Consider the following 17426-nt stretch of genomic DNA (forward strand, 5'->3'; position numbering starts at 1 on the left):
CTCCTGATTTGTATGCGCGCGCCTGCAATCACTGGATGCGGCACTGCGCGTGGTTCTTGGATGTGAATTGGTTCAGGTTAGTAATCGCTTACAGGACCTTGGCTTCGTTCTTCAACTTGGCGACCAGGGTTGCCACGTCAGGCACCTTGATGCCGGCGCTGCGCTTGGCCGGTTCGACCACTTTCAGCGTCTTCAGGCGTGGTGCAACGTCAACACCGAGATCGGCTGGCTTGAACACGTCCAGAGTTTTCTTCTTGGCCTTCATGATGTTCGGCAGCGTCACGTAGCGCGGCTCGTTCAGGCGCAAGTCAGTAGTGATGATTGCAGGCAGAGTCAGAGCGATGGTTTCCAGGCCGCCGTCGACTTCGCGCGTCACCGTGACCTTGCCGTCTTCCAGCACAACCTTGGAAGCGAATGTCGCTTGCGGCCAGCCCAGCAGCGCAGCCAGCATCTGGCCGGTCTGGTTGCAATCGTCGTCGATGGCTTGCTTGCCGAGGATGATCAACTGCGGCTGCTCTTTGTCTGCGACTGCCTTCAGCAGCTTGGCGACTGCCAGCGGCTGCAGGTCGGTGTCAGCTGTATCGACCAGGATGCCGCGGTCGGCGCCGATCGCCATTGCGGTGCGCAGGGTTTCCTGACATTGCGTGACGCCGCAGGAAATCGCGATCACTTCAGTGACCTTGCCGCCTTCTTTCAGGCGTGTGGCTTCTTCGACAGCGATTTCGTCAAACGGATTCATCGACATCTTGACGTTAGCAATATCTACACCGCTGCCGTCCGACTTGACCCGCACTTTGACGTTGTAGTCGACGACGCGCTTGACTGGTACTAGTACTTTCATCGTTATGCCTTTTATTTAAATAAAGAAATCTGAATTGACGTTAACGTAAATCTGAATTGGGAATTATAAGAGAGAATTCGACCTGACACTGGAATTTAGCACGATCGTTCTATTAAAGAATAGAGCAAACCAACTAATTGCCACAAGTTATTGCAGAACATCTGGGGTCAAATGCCGATTTCGGCTTATCTGAGAGGAATTTTCCGATCTGGGACCAGGCAGCGGGAGGAAGTGGTTAAAGCGGGAGGCGACCAGCAGGATGCTGGTTGCAATGTGTATGTGACAGGTACGACGAAGCCGGCTGAAAGCGCCAAACGCCAGGCAAGTTTTATAGGCGTTTGTTTATTTGCGCTTCATGAAGAAAATAAACTCTTTGTTTTCCTCACTCTGCTCCAGCAAATCATTGCCGGTCTGCTTGGCAAATGCCTGAAAATCCCTGACCGAACCGGAATCCGTCGCCATCACGCGCAGCACTTCGCCACTCAGCATGTCGGCCAGCGCCTTCTTGGTTTTCAAAATCGGCAGTGGGCAATGCAGGCCGCGTGCGTCGAGTTCTTTATTAAATTCCATAACCACTTCGTAATGTAAAGATTTTTAACATTTGCTGCCAATTTGTGATTCTACTCCAAACATACAGCGCTTTGACGCATCGCAACAAACCATCAATCATTTTTACAACAGCTGTCGCAACAATTAAATATGTCTTTAATGCAATCTTTATGTATCGCCCTCATGCTAACATCGAGCTCGCCAGTAACAAATTGTAACAAGCATAACCGGCAGAAATAAGCACCAGCTTCAATGCTGCCCTGAGCGAGCCCCTGAGGAAAAAGCATGTCGGATACCGCTACCGAAAAGCCATATAGGAACATTACGCCATTCTGGCAACGTCTGCCGCAATTTTTCCTGTATCCAGCCCAACCGCAATTGCTCTGGCATCCGGCAGTCTATGCCCTAATCGGCGCAGGCTTGTGGATGCTGGGCGGATACGGCGAGGACGGCGGCTTTTCGCCACTCATCCTGATCATCACGGTATTGGTCGGCATCGGTTTCCTGGTCGACTTGATGCGCCAGGCGTTCCGAGTCCTGGAACAGACCTCGCTCGGCAATCTGCGCCATGCGGATTTCGATGAGCCGAACGACGTGCACAAAATGTCGCCGTACAAATTGCTGCTGGTGGTGCTGGTGCAAGGTTTTTTTGTCGCGATACTTGGCGAGATCCATCCGCTTCTCCTGCTGGCGGGTAACGCTGTGGCCAACCTGATGCTGCCGGCCTGCATCATGGTGCTCGGACACACCCACAGTTTCACCGAGGCGATCAATCCATTCAACGTGTTCAAGATGATCAGGGCGGTCGGCTGGCCTTACCTGGCGCTGTGGGTATTCGGTTTCATACTGAACCAGTCGGCGCCGGTGCTGATTGCACTATTCGTCGGAAAGCTGCCGATCGTGCTGCTGGTCGGACTCGGCATTTTTGCCTTCGCCTACTTCACGTTGGTCGGCTTCAACCTGATGGGCTATACGATGTACCAGTACCATCAGGAGATCGGTTATTCCCCGGATCGCAATTTTGAAATCAACGCGCTGGCCAGCAGCCGCAAAAACCGTCCGCTGACCGACGAAGAAATCCTGGCGCAACAGATCGGCGCGATGATCCGCGACGGCAATATCGACATGGCGATGGAAATGGTGTGGGAAGAACTGCGCTACGATCAGCATAACGCGCAGCTGTGCGGGCACTACGCCAAACTGCTGATGCTCAAAGGCGATACCAAGAAACAGCTTGAGCATGCGCAACGCCATCTGTTTGCGCTGGCCCGCTCGGGCAAGGCCGGGCGCATCGGCGACACCTGGCGGCAGGCGCGCCAACTCGATCCCGAGTTCAAGGTCGACAATCCCGATCACGTACTGGACATTGCTACGGCGGCGGCTTCGATCCGCGAATATCAAGTAGCGCTCGAAATTGTCTCGGGTTTCCACAAACGTGCGCCACGCCACAAGGATGTGCCGGCGGTACTGGTGCTGGCCGGGAAATTACTGTCCGACCATCTGCGCCAGGATACCCGTGCGATGGCTTTGTTCAATCACGTGATTGCGCAGTGGCCCGCAAGCCCTGCAGCCATCGAAGCGCAACAGTACAAGCGCATTATTGAACGCCTTGCCGAACCGTCCTCGCCAGCCTAATACCGGTTACCCGGACTGGAAATCAAACGGCTTTCGTCACTCGTCGGAAACTGTTGCAGCAATAATTTCTGGTATTGCTGCCCTTTATCGTGCCTACCCGCAGCAATGAATCCTCTGGCGATGCAATGCACCAGTTGCGGCAGTTGTTGGTGCTGACGCGCCGTTACCATTAGTATCTGCAAGATATTCTCAGCCGTCTGCGGCTGGCCGTTCAGGGCAAAGCGCTTGGCCAGGGCCAGCGATTGCTCGCTGCTCAGCGACGGCCGCGGCGCGGCACGCGCCACATAATCCAGATACACCTGGTGAACTTTCTCTTCATCGAGCGCACCTTTCGGCAAGCGCAGCAGCATGGCCGCGACTTGATGAAATGCTGACGATGACGGCGCGCCTTTCGACAGGTTGAACAACTGCAGCAGCCAGTCAGGTTGCGGCGTCCTTTTCTGTGCCAGCGTCTTGCTTACCAGGCTGCTGAAATCACGCCGGGCGCGCTCGAAGTCAAGACGGCTCAACGCCGCATAAGCGCTCTGCTGCAAGGTCCGCAGCAACTTGTCATCATCGGCAGGGGCAACATAGTTCGCATGCGCCTGCTCCAGCTTCCGGCGCGCCAGCAAGCGATACAAGAGCGCCAGCAATGCGCCGCCAAGCAGGCCGCCTATATGCGCGTAGTAATTGGTGTTAGACGGGCCGCCGAACCACAGGTCGAAGGCTTCCTTGCCGACCCAGATCGGCAACATGATCAGCGCCGGCGCCGTGAAGAAATCGAAATAGAACAGGAACCAGTAGAAGAAGCGAATCCGGCGCAAGCCATACAGCACGGTGTACATTCCCATGACGCCGGAAATTGCGCCGACGCGCCCAGCGACAAGATCATGCTGTCGCCGCGGAACAACAGATAAAAGGCGGCCGACAGCAAGCCCGAGGCGAGATAGAACAACAAGAACAAACCACCACCAAGCAGTATCTCGACCGCGTAACCGACCATCGCCAGGAACACCATATTGCCCAACACATGCTCGACGCTGCCATGCAGGAACATGTGGGTGATCAAGGTAACTGGGCGTTCGAAAGCCTGGGCCGGAATCAGCGCATAGCGCTCGGTAAAGCTGCGTTTGCGGATCAGCGAATAATGCTCGCGCTGCTCCTTCCACACGGCCAGATCGTCGGCATCGATAGTCCCAAGGACGGCCAGCTTCGGTTGCTGCATCAGCGCCGAAAAAGCCGTATCGGCATCCAGCACATACCAGGCCTGGGCGATTTGCCCGTAATCGTCCAGCGATGCCGTCTTCCCATTGCGTGCGGCGGCCAGGTCAGCGCGCGCACGTATTTGCTGCCAGCGTTCCAAGGCCTTGCGCATGCTGGTTGCGGCAGCGGTCTTGTTGTCGCTTTCCAGATAGCGGGCGTAGGCGGGGAATTCGAATTCCGGCAGGCGCGACTCGACCAGGTAATAGTTGGCAGCCGGCTCCATATGGCTGCGCTCGCCCCACTGTATGCCGAAGTAGATCAGCAAATTGACCAGCACCAGAAAAATGGTAATCAGCGGCGGGCGCCGCCAGTCTGGCTTACGGTCTACCGGAATAATCAGCATGGCGGTTCAGCGGCGCTAAATGAGGTGTTGGAATTGTAATTACGCAATTCTACCCAGTCATTGCCTCATGGCAGCGTTATTTATTTGCAATAAAAACCGCTGTGGCGAGCATGCTACGATTTCAGCGCGGCTTCCGGCGCCGGTTCCAGCAACGGCCGATCGACATATTCAACCGCCAGCCCTTGGCCGCGCATCCAGTCGGCCACCGCATGGCCGGTGCCGGCGCGCCATGGCCGCAATTTGGCCGGTTCCAGCAGACGGTACTCCAGCAGTTCTTCAGACAAGCTGATCGTGCCGGATGCCTTGACATGATAGGCGATGATCAGTTCGTTCTTGCGGATGAATTCATAGACACCAATCAACGTAATCTGCCCGGCGTCCAGGTTGGTTTCTTCCTTCAGTTCGCGCGCAATGCCCTGCTCCGGCGTTTCATCGCGCTCCATGAAGCCGGTGATCAACGCAAACATGCCCTCTTGCCATGCGGCGTTGCGCGCAAGCAGGATCTTGCCGTCGATCTCGACAATCGCGGCCAGCACCGGCAACGGATTGTCCCAGTGGGTCCAGTGCCCTTCGGGACACGCCAGCCGCAATTTCCCGGCTTCGCCTTCATCGGCTCGCTGAATCAGGGACGTTGCACAAACCGGACAGAATTTAAATTCGCTCATGGCTGATGATGTCAGTTGGATGGAATAGAAAAAAGCGGGAAGAATCAATCCGCGATACTACTGCGATTTGATGCTTCCCGCTTTGCTGAACTGCATGGCCTGTATCTCAAGCCATCATTCAAAGCTCATCTTATTCAGGCGCGCTCGCCGACCCATGCCGCAACGCCTTGCAAGGCTGCCGCCAGGCCGCTCGGATCGGTGCCGCCAGCTTGCGCCATGTCAGGACGGCCACCACCCTTGCCGCCGACTTGCTGGGCGACGAAGTTGACCAACTCGCCAGCCTTGACCTTGCCAGTGGCGTCGGCAGTGACGCCGGCAATCAGGCTGACCTTGCCATCCTTGACTGCCGCCAGCACGATGGCTGCGGTTTTCAGCTTGTCTTTCAGCTTGTCCATGGTTTCACGCAAGGTGGCGCTATCGGCGCCTTCCAGCGTCGCCGCCAGCACCTTGATGCCGTTGACATCGACGGCTTGCAGCACCAGTTCATCGCCCTGATTCGCCGCCAGTTTCGACTTCAGGCTGCTCAGTTCTTTTTCCAGCGCCTTGACGTGATCTTGCACCTGCGCGATGCGTTGGGTCAGTTCTTCTGGCTGCGCTTTCAATGCAGCGGCAGCTTCGTTGACGCGATTGCTCAAACTTTGCACCAGCGCCAGGCCGGCTTCGCCGGTCACCGCTTCGATACGGCGAATACCGGCAGCAACGCCACCTTCGCCGACGATCTTGAACAAGCCAATATCGCCGGTGCGGCTGACGTGAGTACCGCCGCACAATTCGCGCGAAGTACCGATCGACAGGACGCGCACTTCATCGCCGTATTTCTCGCCGAACAAAGCCATTGCACCAGCGCCAACCGCGTCGTCAAACGACATCAGCTTGGCTTCGGTAGCGACGTTGGCGAGAATTTCACGGTTAACGATTTCTTCGATACGACGAATTTCATCGGCGCTGACCGGCGCATTGTGACTGAAGTCGAAACGGGTCTTGTCGGCGTCGACCAGCGAACCCTTTTGCGCCACGTGTGCGCCCAGCACTTCACGCAATGCCTTGTGCATCAGGTGGGTCGCCGAGTGATTGCGGATGGTGCGGCCGCGCACGGCGGTATCGACCTTGGCGTTGACCTTGTCGCCAACGGCCAACGAACCGCTGCGCAGATTGCCGTGATGACCGAATACTTCAGCCTGGATTTTCAGGGTATCGGCCACGTCGAACAATGCGCCAGATGCTTCCAGCACGCCGCAGTCGCCAACCTGGCCACCGGACTCAGCATAGAACGGCGTGGTGTCGAGCACCACGATGGCGTCCTGGCCGGCTTCGATTTTCTGCACCGCGCTACCGTCCACATACAGGGCCAGCACTTTGGCTTCATGGGTCAGCTCGTCGTAGCCGACGAAACGAGTCTTGTCGCCGCTGTATTCCACCGCGGCAGCCATCTTGAACTTACCGGCCGCGCGCGCGGTCGTTTTCTGGCGCTCCATCGCAGTGGCAAAACCGGCTTCGTCCAGCTCGACTTCACGTTCGCGACAGATATCCGCAGTCAGGTCGAGCGGGAAACCGAAGGTGTCGTACAGGGTGAATGCAGTTTCGCCATCCAGCTTTTTGGAATTCTTGGCCAACGCTGCTTCCAGTATTTTCATGCCGTGTTCCAGCGTTTCGCCGAAACGTTCTTCTTCCTGCTTCAGGACTTGCTCGACGCGCTCTGCCGCTTCCGGTAGTTCCGGATAGGCGGCGCCCATCTCCAGCACCAGATCCTTGACCAGCTTGTAGAAAAACGGTTTGGTCTGACCCAGCTTGTGCCCGTGGCGCAATGCGCGGCGGATGATCCGGCGCAGCACGTAGCCGCGGCCTTCATTGCCAGGAATGACGCCATCGACCACCAGGAAAGAACAGGCGCGGATATGATCGGCGATCACTTTCAGCGAGTTGTTTGCCAGGTCGGTAGTATTGGTTTCGCGTGCAGCAGCCTTGATCAGACGCTGGAACAAGTCGATTTCGTAGTTGCTGTGCACGTGCTGCAACACCGCAGCCAGGCGCTCCAGGCCCATGCCGGTATCGACGCATTGCTTCGGCAACGGCGTCAACGTCGCTTCGCCGGTCTTCGGATCGATCTGGCGATCGAACTGCATGAACACGTTGTTCCAGATTTCGATATAACGGTCGCCGTCCTGCTCCGGGCTGCCCGGAGGACCGCCCCAGACGTCCGGGCCGTGGTCGTAGAAAATTTCGGAGCAAGGGCCGCAAGGGCCGGTGTCGGCCATCTGCCAGAAGTTGTCCGATGCATATGGCGCGCCCTTATTGTCGCCAATGCGCACGATGCGCTCTTTCGGCAGGCCAATCACCTTGTGCCAGATATCGTAGGCTTCATCGTCAGTTTCATACACCGTGGCCCACAATTTATCCGCCGGCAAGCCATACACCTTGGTCAGCAGCTCCCAGGCCCAGACCAGCGAGTCATGCTTGAAGTAGTCGCCGAACGACCAGTTGCCCAGCATTTCGAAAAATGTGTGGTGACGCGCCGTGTAACCGACGTTTTCCAGATCGTTGTGCTTACCACCGGCGCGCAGGCAGCGCTGTACCGAGGTGGCACGCACATAGTTGCGCTTTTCGGTGCCCAGGAACACATCCTTGAACTGCACCATACCGGAGTTGGTAAACAGCAATGTCGGATCGTTGCCGGGGACCAGGCTGGACGAGCGCACAATGGTGTGGCCTTTGGATTCAAAGAATTTGAGAAACTTTTCGCGGATTTCGGCTGAGTTCATGTTCTTGGGCAAAAAATGAAACGGTGCAAGGAAAAAGGCAATGGGACAAGGTCGCCGCCCTATGCGGATACGATCGATCCACAATGCGAAGGGCAACTATGTTCTTTTGCAAACCTTCGATTATACGTGATACCCGCCGCATCATTCTCTTGCGGCAGGATGAAAAAAGCCCGCCAGGATCGCTCCCGGCGGGCTTTGAATGACAAGAGGTCTGAATTTCGCGAAATCCAGCCCCTTATCAGCCGTACAGCGGGCTATTAGGCGCCCTTATTAACTGGCGTAGCTGTGATCTTGTGGCTCTTCTTGTGATGATGTTTCTTGTGCGCTTTTTTCGCTGGCGCTGCAGGAGCCGCAGCCGCTGGAGCCGCCATTGGAGCCGCAGGAGCAGGAGCTGCTGCAGGAGCATTTTGCGCCATGACAGGCAGAGCGAAAGCAGCAACAACAACAGCAGCCAGCAATTTATTGATCTTCATTTTGACTTCCTTTCAATTATTATAAAAACAAGCAAATTTGACACTTCAAGAGTAAAACTCACGATCAACCACTCGCCTTGTCACGGTGAATATGGCCTGAAACTCGGTTCTGCCCTCTCTTAACGCCCGCTTGCCGATTTAGGTTGACATGATCGATCACACAACTTTGCTTTTATTTCGCCCATGCCACGTGAGACTGGCATATCTCATTCAGCGCTAATCAGATCGATCCGGTCGGTGCAGAAACCGTCCACACCCCAGCCGAGGATCTCGGCGGCGCGATTAGGTGTGTTCACCGTATAGCAAAACAGGCCGTAACCGGCTTGCTTGACTGCCTGCGCCTGGATCGGCGACAGGTATTTATGGTTGGTATGCAGGGCTACCGCGTCCAGCTCCTGCAGCCGTTGCTGCCAGTCGTTTTCGATAGTATCGGTCAGGAAGCCGCGTGGAATATCCGGCGCGGCCACCTGCGCGGCGCGCAGAGCCTCAAATGAAAAAGAGGAAAACAATGGCAACGCCGGGTCGGCCCATGCCCCGTCCGCGCTGGCTACATGTTCCTCCACCTCATGCGCAAAACACTCCTCCGTCAGCTGCGCGACAATACGCCCGGTTTCCACTTCGAATCCTTCGGCCGGTTTGATTTCGACATTCATCCAGATATCGTTCTGCCGGCAAAAATCGAGCGCCTGGCGATAAGTGCAGATGCGTTCGCCGGCAAACTGCTCGCCCAGCCAGCTGCCAGCATCCATCGCAGTCAATTCCTCGGCAGTGAAATCGGATACTTTACCGACGCCGCGCACGGTACGGCCAAACACCGCGTCATGCATCAGGATTGGCACACCGTCACGCGATAGCATGACATCAAATTCGACCGCACGGTATCCGTGCTTCAAGCCACAACGCAGCGCCGCCAGCGTATTTTCCGGCGCCAGCGTGCCACCGCCGCGATGTGCAACTACTTTCGGGTAGGGCCACATGAATGTTTTCTTTCTATTGGATAAATTGGACTAACGGAGGGAAAGCGGACTGCAGCCCCCCTGTTAATGTCAATCTTAATGGATTTGATGTATTTGGCAATCGGCGACCGCCGGCTACCATTCGCGACATGCAATCCAGGTTTCGTCGCATTTCCCTTCCTGACAGCGGCTGGCAACGACACAATCGAGCCATTCCATAAGAAGGAGAATGTCATGAACGATACCAGACCCGACTATCAGGATGCGCAACGCCAGGTCGAGCGCAAAATTGGATTTTTCGTGCATCTGGCAGTTTATTTGATTGTCAACAGCGGCCTGGCGCTGCTCAATTTCTTGCACAACCCTGGTCATCCATGGGTGCTCGGTCCGCTTTTGGGATGGGGAATCGGGTTGCTATTTCACGGCCTTGCGGTATTCTTGCATGCCCCCGGCGCGCAATGGAAACGGCGCATGATCGAACGCGAACTAGATAAAAATAACCCTATTCCTCCTGCATGAAGCCAACCGCTGAAATCGCTTTACCGCAAAACACCGAGCCACTGGCACGGCGCCTGCTGCGAGCTTTCTACCTCAATCTCGGCATCGACATCATCTGCGCCGTGATTGTCACGTACGTGATGCGCATCAGCGACAGTTTCTGGGTGAACCTGGTGTTTTCGTTGTGCATCGGCATGTCGGCGATGGTGCTGATAGAAGCAGGCCGCGTCGTGTTCTGGCGCAATTCAACGCCACGCAAGGCGCATTTCTTGGCCTTCATCCTAGTGGCGGCGGGCATCGCCCAATTTCTCGGCATCCGCCTGGCCGATCTGCTACTCGGGCTGCCCACAGACAATTTTTCCTCTATGTATATGAATGTAAGCGGCCTTGGCCTGATCATCCTGACTGTTTCGGTCTGCGTCGGCGCCACCCTGTTTTTCTGGAACCTGAGCACGCTTGCCGAATTGCGCAACCAGGCGGCAATTGAAAAGGCGCGAGCCACGGCAATCGAAAAGCAGGCGTTACAGGCGCAGTTGCAGATGCTGCAGGCACAGATCGAACCACACATGTTGTTCAACACGCTGGCGACTCTGCAAAGCCTGATCGCCATTGACGCGCCGCGAGCGCAGCAGATGCTGGACCAGTTGATTCAATTCCTGCGCGCCTCGCTCTCCTCTTCGCGCATTGAGCAGACTACATTGGCGCAGGAATTCAGCCTGATGGAAGCCTATCTGGAGCTGATGTCGCTGCGCATGGGCAGCCGCCTCAGTTTCGACCTGCAGTTGCCAGCCGAACTGCGCGATACCGTGATTGCGCCGATGCTGCTGCAGCCGCTGGTCGAAAACGCCATTAAGCACGGCCTGGAGCCGAAGATCGAGGGCGGCCGCGTCGAAGTGGCAGCCAGCCGTCAAGGCGAAATACTGCTGCTTGATGTCAGCGACACCGGCCTCGGCCTGAGCGCGCAATCCGATCTGCAGCCGAACAACCATGCCAGCCATATCGGCCTCAGCAACATCCACGAACGGCTGCAAGCACTGTACGGTTCGCGCGCCAGCCTGACTGTGAAACCGAAATTGCCGCATGGCGTTATCGCCCAACTTCAACTACCCATCCTGACATGACCACACCATCCAATTTGCGCGCCCTGATTGCCGAGGACGAGCCGATCCTGGCGGCGGCCTTGAAGCAATCACTACAGCGCCTGTGGCCAGAGCTGCAGATCATCGCCAGCGTCGACAACGGCCAGGCCGTGGTCGAACAAACCCTCAGGCAGCGCCCCGACATCCTGTTCCTGGATATCAAGATGCCAGGTAAAACCGGTCTCGAAGCAGCCCAGGAACTGGCCGAGGAATGGCCTGATAATGAGGCGTTTCCACTGATCGTGTTTGTCACCGCCTACGACGAATATGCGGTCAACGCTTTCGAGCACGCTGCCGCCGATTATGTACTGAAGCCAATCAGCGATGCGCGCCTCGGTAAAACCATCACGCGCCTGCAGCAGCGGCTGCAACAGAACGACGATAGCAATTCTGCGTTGGAGCGTCTGATCGGCCAACTGAACAACATGCAACCCAAGTCGAGTACAGAGCCGCTGACCATGATCCGCGCCGCGGTCGGCAACCAGATCCGCATGATTCCGATCAACGAGGTGATCTACTTCGAAGCCAGCGACAAATACATCAATGTCGTCACCGCCGACAGCGAATCGCTGATCCGCACCAGCCTCAAGGATTTGCTGCAACAGATCGATGGCCGCCAGTTCTGGCAGGTACACCGCGGTACCGTCGTCAATCACCAATTCATCCAGATGGCGATCCGCGACGAAAGCGGCAAACTCTCCCTCAAACTGCGCGGCCGCAGCGAAGCCCTAGCCGTGAGCCGCGTGTTTGCCCATCTGTTCCGGCAAATGTAAAAGACATCCGTCGCCGACAGGCATCGGCAACGGATCGCCAACCGGCCCCACTCAAGTGAATTTTTGACAACTCTCTGGTTGGCACCGGCCCAACCTTTAAAAGCGTCCCCAGTCGCTGTTCCATCCTGCAACCGCAGTGCAACAAAATCCGCCCGGCCACGCCTGAAACCGCTCCCGCTACGGTAGAATGAAGTACATCCCTACCAATTCAGCAAAGCGTATAAACCAATTCTCCATGAGCACTGACCACACCAACGGCCATACCCCACCTGCACCAGCCTCGTCCAACTTCCTGCGCGGCATCATCGAAACCGATTTGACCGCCGGCTCCTACGCCGATCGCAAGGACAGCCAGGGTCAGCCATTGCCGCCAGTCGTCACCCGTTTTCCGCCGGAGCCGAACGGCTACCTGCATATCGGCCATGCCAAGTCGATCTGCGTCAACTTTGGCCTGGCCCGCGATTACGCCGGCCGCTGCCATTTGCGTTTCGACGACACCAACCCTGAAAAAGAAGAGCAGGAATATGTCGACACCATCATCGACAGCGTGCGCTGGCTGGGCTTCGACTGGAAAGACAATACCGGCGAGCACCTCTACTTCGCCAGTAACTATTTCGACAAATTGTACGAAATGGCGGAATACCTGATTACTGCCGGCCTGGCCTATGTCGACAGCCAAAGCGCCGAACAGATGGCCGCCAACCGCGGCAATTTCGGCGAAGTCGGCAAGAATTCGCCGTTCCGCGACCGCCCGGCGGCTGAATCGCTGGATCTGTTCCGCCGCATGAAGGCTGGCGAATTCAAGGATGGCGAACACATTGTGCGCGCCAAGATCGACATGGCGTCGCCGAACATGAACCTGCGTGATCCCGCCATCTACCGGATCCGTCACGCCCATCATCACCGCACCGGCGACAAGTGGTGCATCTATCCGATGTACGACTACACGCATCCGATTTCCGATGCGCTGGAAAACATTTCGCATTCGATTTGCACGCTGGAATTCCAGGATCACCGGCCGTTCTATGACTGGGTGCTGGAGCACTTGAGCGCCGCCGGCTTCCTGCAAAAACCGGTGCCGCACCAATACGAATTTTCGCGCCTCAACGTCACCTACGTGATCACCAGCAAGCGCAAGCTGCGCCAGCTGGTGGACGAAGGCATCGTTGACGGCTGGGACGACCCGCGCATGTCGACCCTGGTCGGCATCCGCCGCCGCGGCTTCACACCGGAATCGCTACAACTGTTCTGCGAACGCACCGGCGTCACCAAATCCGACGGCTGGATCGACATGAGTTCGCTGGAAGGCGCACTGCGTGAAGATCTCGACCCAAAGGCACCGCGCGCCAATGCCGTGCTGCGGCCGCTGAAACTGGTCATCGACAATTTCCCGGAAGGTGAAACCGTGGATTGCCAGGCGCCGGTCTACCCGCCTGCACACCCGGAACACGCAACTGCATTACGTCATTTCCCGATCAGCAAGACGCTGTGGATCGAACAGGAAGATTTCATGGAAACACCGGTCAAGGGCTACTTCCGCCTGTTCCCGCCAAGCGCCGACAAGGCCGGCAGCCGGGTTCGCCTGCGCCACGGTTACGTGATCGAATGCACCGGCTTTGAAAAAGATGCCGATGGCAAGGTCACCGCGGTCCATTGCACCTATTTCCCGGACAGCAAGAGCGGCACCGAAGGCAGCGCCAATTACAAGGTCAAGGGCAACATCCATTGGGTCAGCGCAGCCCATGCGCTGGAAGCCGAAGTGCGCTTGTATGACCGTCTTTTCACCGATCCGCATCCGGATGCCGGCGGCAAGGATTTCAAGGCCGCCCTGAATCCGAACGCCAAGGAAGTCATCACTGCCTATCTGGAACCAAGTCTGAAGGACGCCAAGCCGGAAGACCGTTACCAGTTTGAACGGCATGGCTACTTCGTCGCCGACCGGGTCGATTCGAAACCAGGCAAGCCGGTCTTCAATCGGACGGTCACCTTGAAAGACAGCTGGGTAAAATAAACGACATTTAATTTTCACGTGGAAAAACAATAAAGACGCCACACCGTTAACCCGGTACGGCGTCTTTATTCATTTGAGGCAAGGTGTTACAGTATCCGATGCATAGACGACAAGATCGTCACCAGAGAGACCGCACACAAGAAAGTAGCTGACGTGAACCGAGCTGTCATACAGGTAGAGATACAGGTACGGGGCATTAATGGCCAAGTAACGCTGCTCAGTGACCGAATCCAGATAAAGCGCGCCGGCGCCATGGCGCGCCTGACGCAAGCCAGGAATGGCGACAAGGATATTTTGATCAGCGCCTTGAACGGTGTTCGCATCCAGTTACCCGGCCTGCTGAGCAACGGCTACATCCGCTTTTATCCGGCCGACGGCAATCCCAACGAGACCAGCCTGGTGCGCGCCGCCAGCGATGCCAATACAGTACTGTTCAACTCCCGCCAGTTGGGCAAGTTCGCCAATCTGAAAACCGAGATCGAGAAAAAAATCGTCACCGCCAGAACGCTGGTGGTTCCGCCGCCGGCGGTTCCCGCCACAATCGACTTCGACCTGCTCGACCAGCTGAACGAACAATACAAGCAAGGCCTGATTTCCAAAGCGGAATGGGTCAGCGCCAAGAAACGGCTGCTGGGACTGTAATCCGGCCGTCGCAGCGAAGTCGACACGCAAGCACTATAATCACCCACCTTTTCGCTCCTTCACACGCCTCAGGCAATAACCAACCAAGGAACATTCATGACCATCTCCATGTACAGCGCTTCAATTCCCGTCTTCAAGCAAATGCTCAACGCCTTGAACGATGTGTTGGCCAAAGCTGAAGCCCACGCCACTGAAAAGAAAATCGACCCGAACGCACTGCTGCAGGCACGCCTGTTTCCAGACATGTTCCAACTGACCCGTCAGGTACAGATCGCTGCCGATTTCGCCAAGAGCGTGCCGGCGCGCCTGGCTGGCGTCGAAGTCCCAGCTTATGAAGACAACGAACAAACCTTCGCCGACCTGCATGCCCGCATCAACAAGACCCTGGCCTTCATCGACGGCCTGAGCGCAGCGCAGATCGACGGCAGCGAAGCCCTGGAAATCGTATTGCGTCCAGGCACGCCGAAAGAAAAGAAACTGAGCGGCCAGACTTACCTGCTCGGTTACGGCCTGCCGCAATTCTTCTTCCACGTGACTACCGCCTATGACATCCTGCGCCATAACGGCGTGGAAGTCGGCAAGCGCGATTTCATGGGCGCGTATTGATTTTCTGCCGTTCCAGGCAATACAAAAAACGCGGCCCACGGGTCGCGTTTTTTTATGTACAGCCCGCAAGCATCATCAGGCCAGCAGACGCGCCGCATCGAGTACGTGATGGATCGAAGTCGAATGCCGCAGCCGTCGAGATTTTGCAAAACACTAGGCCGAAAAAAAGCTGCGCAATGCGCAGCTTTTCCATGTAAACGACTACGGCAACGTGCCTATGCCTTGCGCGGCCGCAGTATGGCGTGAAGAATGATCGCGCCAAAGGTCGCGGTGCCGATACCGCCCAGCGAGAACTGGCCAAGCTTCAGGGTAAAGTCGCCGGCGCCCAATACCAGCGTTACCGCCGCCACGATCAGGTTACGGTTATTCGAAAAATCGACTTTGTTTTCGACCCAGATGCGCGCTCCCGACACAGCAATCAGGCCGAACACCACAATCGAGACGCCACCCAGCACCGCGCCGGGAATGGTCTGGATCACCGCGCCAAATTTTGGCGAAAAACCGAGCACGATGGCCATGCAAGCTGCTACCACGAACACCAGCGTCGAATAGATTTTAGTGACCGCCATCACGCCGATATTTTCAGCGTAAGTGGTGACACCGGTGCCGCCGACGCTGCCGGAGACAATCGTTGCCAAACCATCACCGACAAAGGCGCGGCCCATGTATTTATCGAGGTTCTGCCCGGTCATCGCCGCCACTGCCTTGATGTGGCCGAGGTTTCTGCCACCAGGATGATGGCAATCGGCGCCAGCAAGGCCATCGCGTCGGCCTTGAACACCGGCGCCGAGAAATGCGGGATGCCGAACCAGGCGGCATTGGCGACAATGCCGAAATCGATCGGTTTGCCAAGCCCGGCGCCGTTGGTCAGCAGCGCATAGATGACATATGCCAGCATCAAGCCGACCAGGATCAGCAGACGCTGCAGCATGCCGCGCGCAAATACCGCGACGCCGCCGACGCACAGGACCGTCCCCAGCGCCATCCAGGCATCGAAGTTATTGCCGCTGACACCCTTGACCGCAATCGGCGCCAGGTTCAGGCCGATCACCGCCACCACTGCACCCGTGACGACCGGCGGCATCAGGGTTTCGATCCAGCGCGTCCCGATCGCCATCACCAGCAAGCCGATCAGCGCATACACGACGCCGCAGGCGATGATGCCGCCGAGCGCCACGCCGAGATTGGGATTGAGTCCATGGCCGCCGTAAGCGCTGACCGCGATCACCAGGCCGATAAAGGAAAAGCTGGAGCCGAGATAGCTCGGCACGCGGCCGCCGACCAGCACAAAAACAGCAAGGTGCCGATACCCGACATGAAGATCGCCAGGTTCGGATCGAAGCCCATCAGCAATGGCGCCAGCACCGTCGAACCGAACATCGCCACCACGTGCTGCACGCCCATCGCGAAGGTCTGCGGCCACGGCAAGCGTTCATCGGTAGCAATTACCTGCCCCTGGCCGTCGGCAGTACTTGTGCGCAAACGCCACTTGGGGAAATAGGAACCCGCCATTGAATATCCTCTCTGTATGACGATTCGCCTTGCGTCCGCGCTTGTCGGCCTCGGTGAATTCGTATGATTGATTTTGTTTTTACCGGGGGTAGTGTACGAAGCCGGCCGCAAAATAACAATGCAGGAGACTCAGGAAATCAAAGAAATTGCGGGAGAGAGTCACCGGGATAGAGAAACAGACATTGCAAATCACACAAAAAAACACCGGGCACAAGGCCCGGTGTCGATAGCTGCTAGTCCGATGAGATTATGGAAATACTGGAATATGTTTCTCTACGCCGGAGAAAGACGCTTCCGGATGACGCTTTTCGATCAGCGCTTCGATTTCCGCCACACGCTTGAACGGCACATCCACCACAACAGAATCTTGCTTCTTCAATACCTGCATGGAACGATTTCAGGCGCGAATTAGGCAAAGCCGCTGCTGCCATTCCCGACATCCAACTGCCGAGCACCGCACCTGCCAACGTGGTCGCCACCATCGCCAGCCAATTCAGATGCACCCACTGGGGCGGGAAATAAACCAGCCACATACCCAGAACCAGACCGATGACGCCACCTGCCAGCAGGCCGACTTCGGCACCGTTGGCGAGATCGGTTTTGTGCAATACATTGGCTTCAGGCATATCGGCGGGCAACTTCCCTTCGGTGCCCCAGAAATGGATGTGCTGGATGCCTACTCGGGCCAACAGCAACTCATCCAGCGTGCTGCGTGCACTGGGAATGTCCGGCAACATGAAATAAAGTCTTTGTCTGCCCAACATGACGGTCTCCTTCATGTG

The 17426-nt window shown here is 56.8% G+C and carries 14 protein-coding genes and 2 pseudogenes; 7 read left to right on the forward strand and 9 right to left on the reverse strand.

Features of this window, described 5'->3' with window-relative positions; all coding sequences use genetic code 11:
• Nucleotides 1-88 precede the first annotated feature (88 nt).
• The gene (locus CAter10_RS15490; RefSeq protein WP_014005149.1) at nucleotides 89-841 is read right to left on the reverse strand and encodes an electron transfer flavoprotein subunit beta/FixA family protein; all 753 of its coding nucleotides are present in this window, start codon (nucleotides 839-841) and stop codon (nucleotides 89-91) included.
• Nucleotides 842-1183: 342 nt separating this feature from the next.
• Complete coding sequence (locus CAter10_RS15495) at nucleotides 1184-1411, reverse strand: sulfurtransferase TusA family protein (protein WP_061534113.1); 228 nt, start codon at nucleotides 1409-1411, stop codon at nucleotides 1184-1186.
• Nucleotides 1412-1675: 264 nt separating this feature from the next.
• Here CAter10_RS15495 and CAter10_RS15500 point away from each other — a divergent pair, with 264 nt between their 5' ends.
• A complete protein-coding gene (locus tag CAter10_RS15500; RefSeq protein WP_061534114.1) occupies nucleotides 1676-3025 on the forward strand; it encodes a tetratricopeptide repeat protein in 1350 nt (449 codons plus the stop codon).
• On the opposite strand, the pseudogene CAter10_RS24595 reads toward CAter10_RS15500, so the two are convergent.
• From CAter10_RS24595 to ugpQ, 5 genes and pseudogenes are all read right to left on the reverse strand, one after another.
• A pseudogene (locus CAter10_RS24595) lies at nucleotides 3022-4610 on the reverse strand (rhomboid family intramembrane serine protease). The gene CAter10_RS15500 and the pseudogene CAter10_RS24595 overlap by 4 nt on opposite strands.
• Before the next feature lie 113 nt (nucleotides 4611-4723).
• Nucleotides 4724-5275, reverse strand: a complete 552-nt coding sequence (locus tag CAter10_RS15515) for an NUDIX domain-containing protein (protein ID WP_061534117.1) — start codon at nucleotides 5273-5275, stop codon at nucleotides 4724-4726.
• A gap of 134 nt (nucleotides 5276-5409) precedes the next feature.
• Nucleotides 5410-8034: an alanine--tRNA ligase gene (gene alaS, locus CAter10_RS15520; RefSeq protein WP_061534118.1), complete on the reverse strand. Its 2625-nt coding sequence runs from the start codon at nucleotides 8032-8034 to the stop codon at nucleotides 5410-5412.
• A 257-nt stretch (nucleotides 8035-8291) separates the two neighbouring features.
• Nucleotides 8292-8507 carry a hypothetical protein gene (locus tag CAter10_RS15525; RefSeq protein ID WP_061534119.1) on the reverse strand — a complete coding sequence of 72 codons (216 nt, stop codon included), beginning with the start codon at nucleotides 8505-8507 and terminating at the stop codon, nucleotides 8292-8294.
• A gap of 206 nt (nucleotides 8508-8713) precedes the next feature.
• The gene (gene ugpQ / locus CAter10_RS15530; protein ID WP_061534120.1) at nucleotides 8714-9484 is read right to left on the reverse strand and encodes a glycerophosphodiester phosphodiesterase; all 771 of its coding nucleotides are present in this window, start codon (nucleotides 9482-9484) and stop codon (nucleotides 8714-8716) included.
• Between the two features lie 213 nt (nucleotides 9485-9697).
• On the opposite strand from ugpQ, the gene CAter10_RS15535 reads away from it, so the two are divergent.
• From CAter10_RS15535 to CAter10_RS15560, 6 genes are all read left to right on the forward strand, one after another.
• Nucleotides 9698-9982, forward strand: a complete 285-nt coding sequence (locus tag CAter10_RS15535; protein WP_061535390.1) for a 2TM domain-containing protein — start codon at nucleotides 9698-9700, stop codon at nucleotides 9980-9982.
• Nucleotides 9979-11082, forward strand: coding sequence for a sensor histidine kinase (locus tag CAter10_RS15540; RefSeq protein WP_061534121.1), 1104 nt, complete (start codon nucleotides 9979-9981; stop codon nucleotides 11080-11082). The genes CAter10_RS15535 and CAter10_RS15540 overlap by 4 nt, the downstream gene beginning before the upstream one ends.
• Complete coding sequence (locus CAter10_RS15545) at nucleotides 11079-11873, forward strand: LytR/AlgR family response regulator transcription factor (RefSeq protein ID WP_061534122.1); 795 nt, start codon at nucleotides 11079-11081, stop codon at nucleotides 11871-11873. Before CAter10_RS15540 ends, CAter10_RS15545 begins: the two co-directional genes overlap by 4 nt.
• A gap of 235 nt (nucleotides 11874-12108) precedes the next feature.
• Complete coding sequence (locus CAter10_RS15550) at nucleotides 12109-13884, forward strand: glutamine--tRNA ligase/YqeY domain fusion protein (RefSeq protein ID WP_061534123.1); 1776 nt, start codon at nucleotides 12109-12111, stop codon at nucleotides 13882-13884.
• Between the two features lie 153 nt (nucleotides 13885-14037).
• Nucleotides 14038-14526, forward strand: coding sequence for a DUF4429 domain-containing protein (locus tag CAter10_RS15555; RefSeq protein ID WP_128083097.1), 489 nt, complete (start codon nucleotides 14038-14040; stop codon nucleotides 14524-14526).
• 96 nt (nucleotides 14527-14622) lie between these two features.
• A complete protein-coding gene (locus CAter10_RS15560; protein ID WP_061534125.1) occupies nucleotides 14623-15132 on the forward strand; it encodes a DUF1993 domain-containing protein in 510 nt (169 codons plus the stop codon).
• 215 nt (nucleotides 15133-15347) lie between these two features.
• Here CAter10_RS15560 and CAter10_RS15565 read toward each other — a convergent pair.
• Both CAter10_RS15565 and CAter10_RS15570 read right to left on the reverse strand, forming a co-directional pair.
• Nucleotides 15348-16644, reverse strand: a pseudogene (locus tag CAter10_RS15565) (solute carrier family 23 protein).
• Between the two features lie 233 nt (nucleotides 16645-16877).
• Nucleotides 16878-17423 carry a DUF1269 domain-containing protein gene (locus CAter10_RS15570; protein ID WP_236905384.1) on the reverse strand — a complete coding sequence of 182 codons (546 nt, stop codon included), beginning with the start codon at nucleotides 17421-17423 and terminating at the stop codon, nucleotides 16878-16880.
• Nucleotides 17424-17426: the final 3 nt, after the last annotated feature.

Origin of the sequence: Collimonas arenae (genome assembly GCF_001584165.1) — a bacterium.
GTDB classification, from domain to species: Bacteria; Pseudomonadota; Gammaproteobacteria; order Burkholderiales; family Burkholderiaceae_D; genus Collimonas; species Collimonas arenae.

Coding starts and splice junctions, on each gene's coding strand:
- alaS (WP_061534118.1), bottom strand. CDS start 8,034: ATGAACTCAGCCGAAATCCGCGAAAAGTTTCTCAAATTCTTTGAATCC.
- CAter10_RS15525 (WP_061534119.1), bottom strand. CDS start 8,507: ATGAAGATCAATAAATTGCTGGCTGCTGTTGTTGTTGCTGCTTTCGCT.
- CAter10_RS15515 (WP_061534117.1), bottom strand. CDS start 5,275: ATGAGCGAATTTAAATTCTGTCCGGTTTGTGCAACGTCCCTGATTCAG.
- ugpQ (WP_061534120.1), bottom strand. CDS start 9,484: ATGTGGCCCTACCCGAAAGTAGTTGCACATCGCGGCGGTGGCACGCTG.
- CAter10_RS15490 (WP_014005149.1), bottom strand. CDS start 841: ATGAAAGTACTAGTACCAGTCAAGCGCGTCGTCGACTACAACGTCAAA.
- CAter10_RS15535 (WP_061535390.1), top strand. CDS start 9,698: ATGAACGATACCAGACCCGACTATCAGGATGCGCAACGCCAGGTCGAG.
- CAter10_RS15495 (WP_061534113.1), bottom strand. CDS start 1,411: ATGGAATTTAATAAAGAACTCGACGCACGCGGCCTGCATTGCCCACTG.
- CAter10_RS15560 (WP_061534125.1), top strand. CDS start 14,623: ATGACCATCTCCATGTACAGCGCTTCAATTCCCGTCTTCAAGCAAATG.
- CAter10_RS15550 (WP_061534123.1), top strand. CDS start 12,109: ATGAGCACTGACCACACCAACGGCCATACCCCACCTGCACCAGCCTCG.
- CAter10_RS15570 (WP_236905384.1), bottom strand. CDS start 17,423: ATGAAGGAGACCGTCATGTTGGGCAGACAAAGACTTTATTTCATGTTG.
- CAter10_RS15545 (WP_061534122.1), top strand. CDS start 11,079: ATGACCACACCATCCAATTTGCGCGCCCTGATTGCCGAGGACGAGCCG.
- CAter10_RS15500 (WP_061534114.1), top strand. CDS start 1,676: ATGTCGGATACCGCTACCGAAAAGCCATATAGGAACATTACGCCATTC.
- CAter10_RS15540 (WP_061534121.1), top strand. CDS start 9,979: ATGAAGCCAACCGCTGAAATCGCTTTACCGCAAAACACCGAGCCACTG.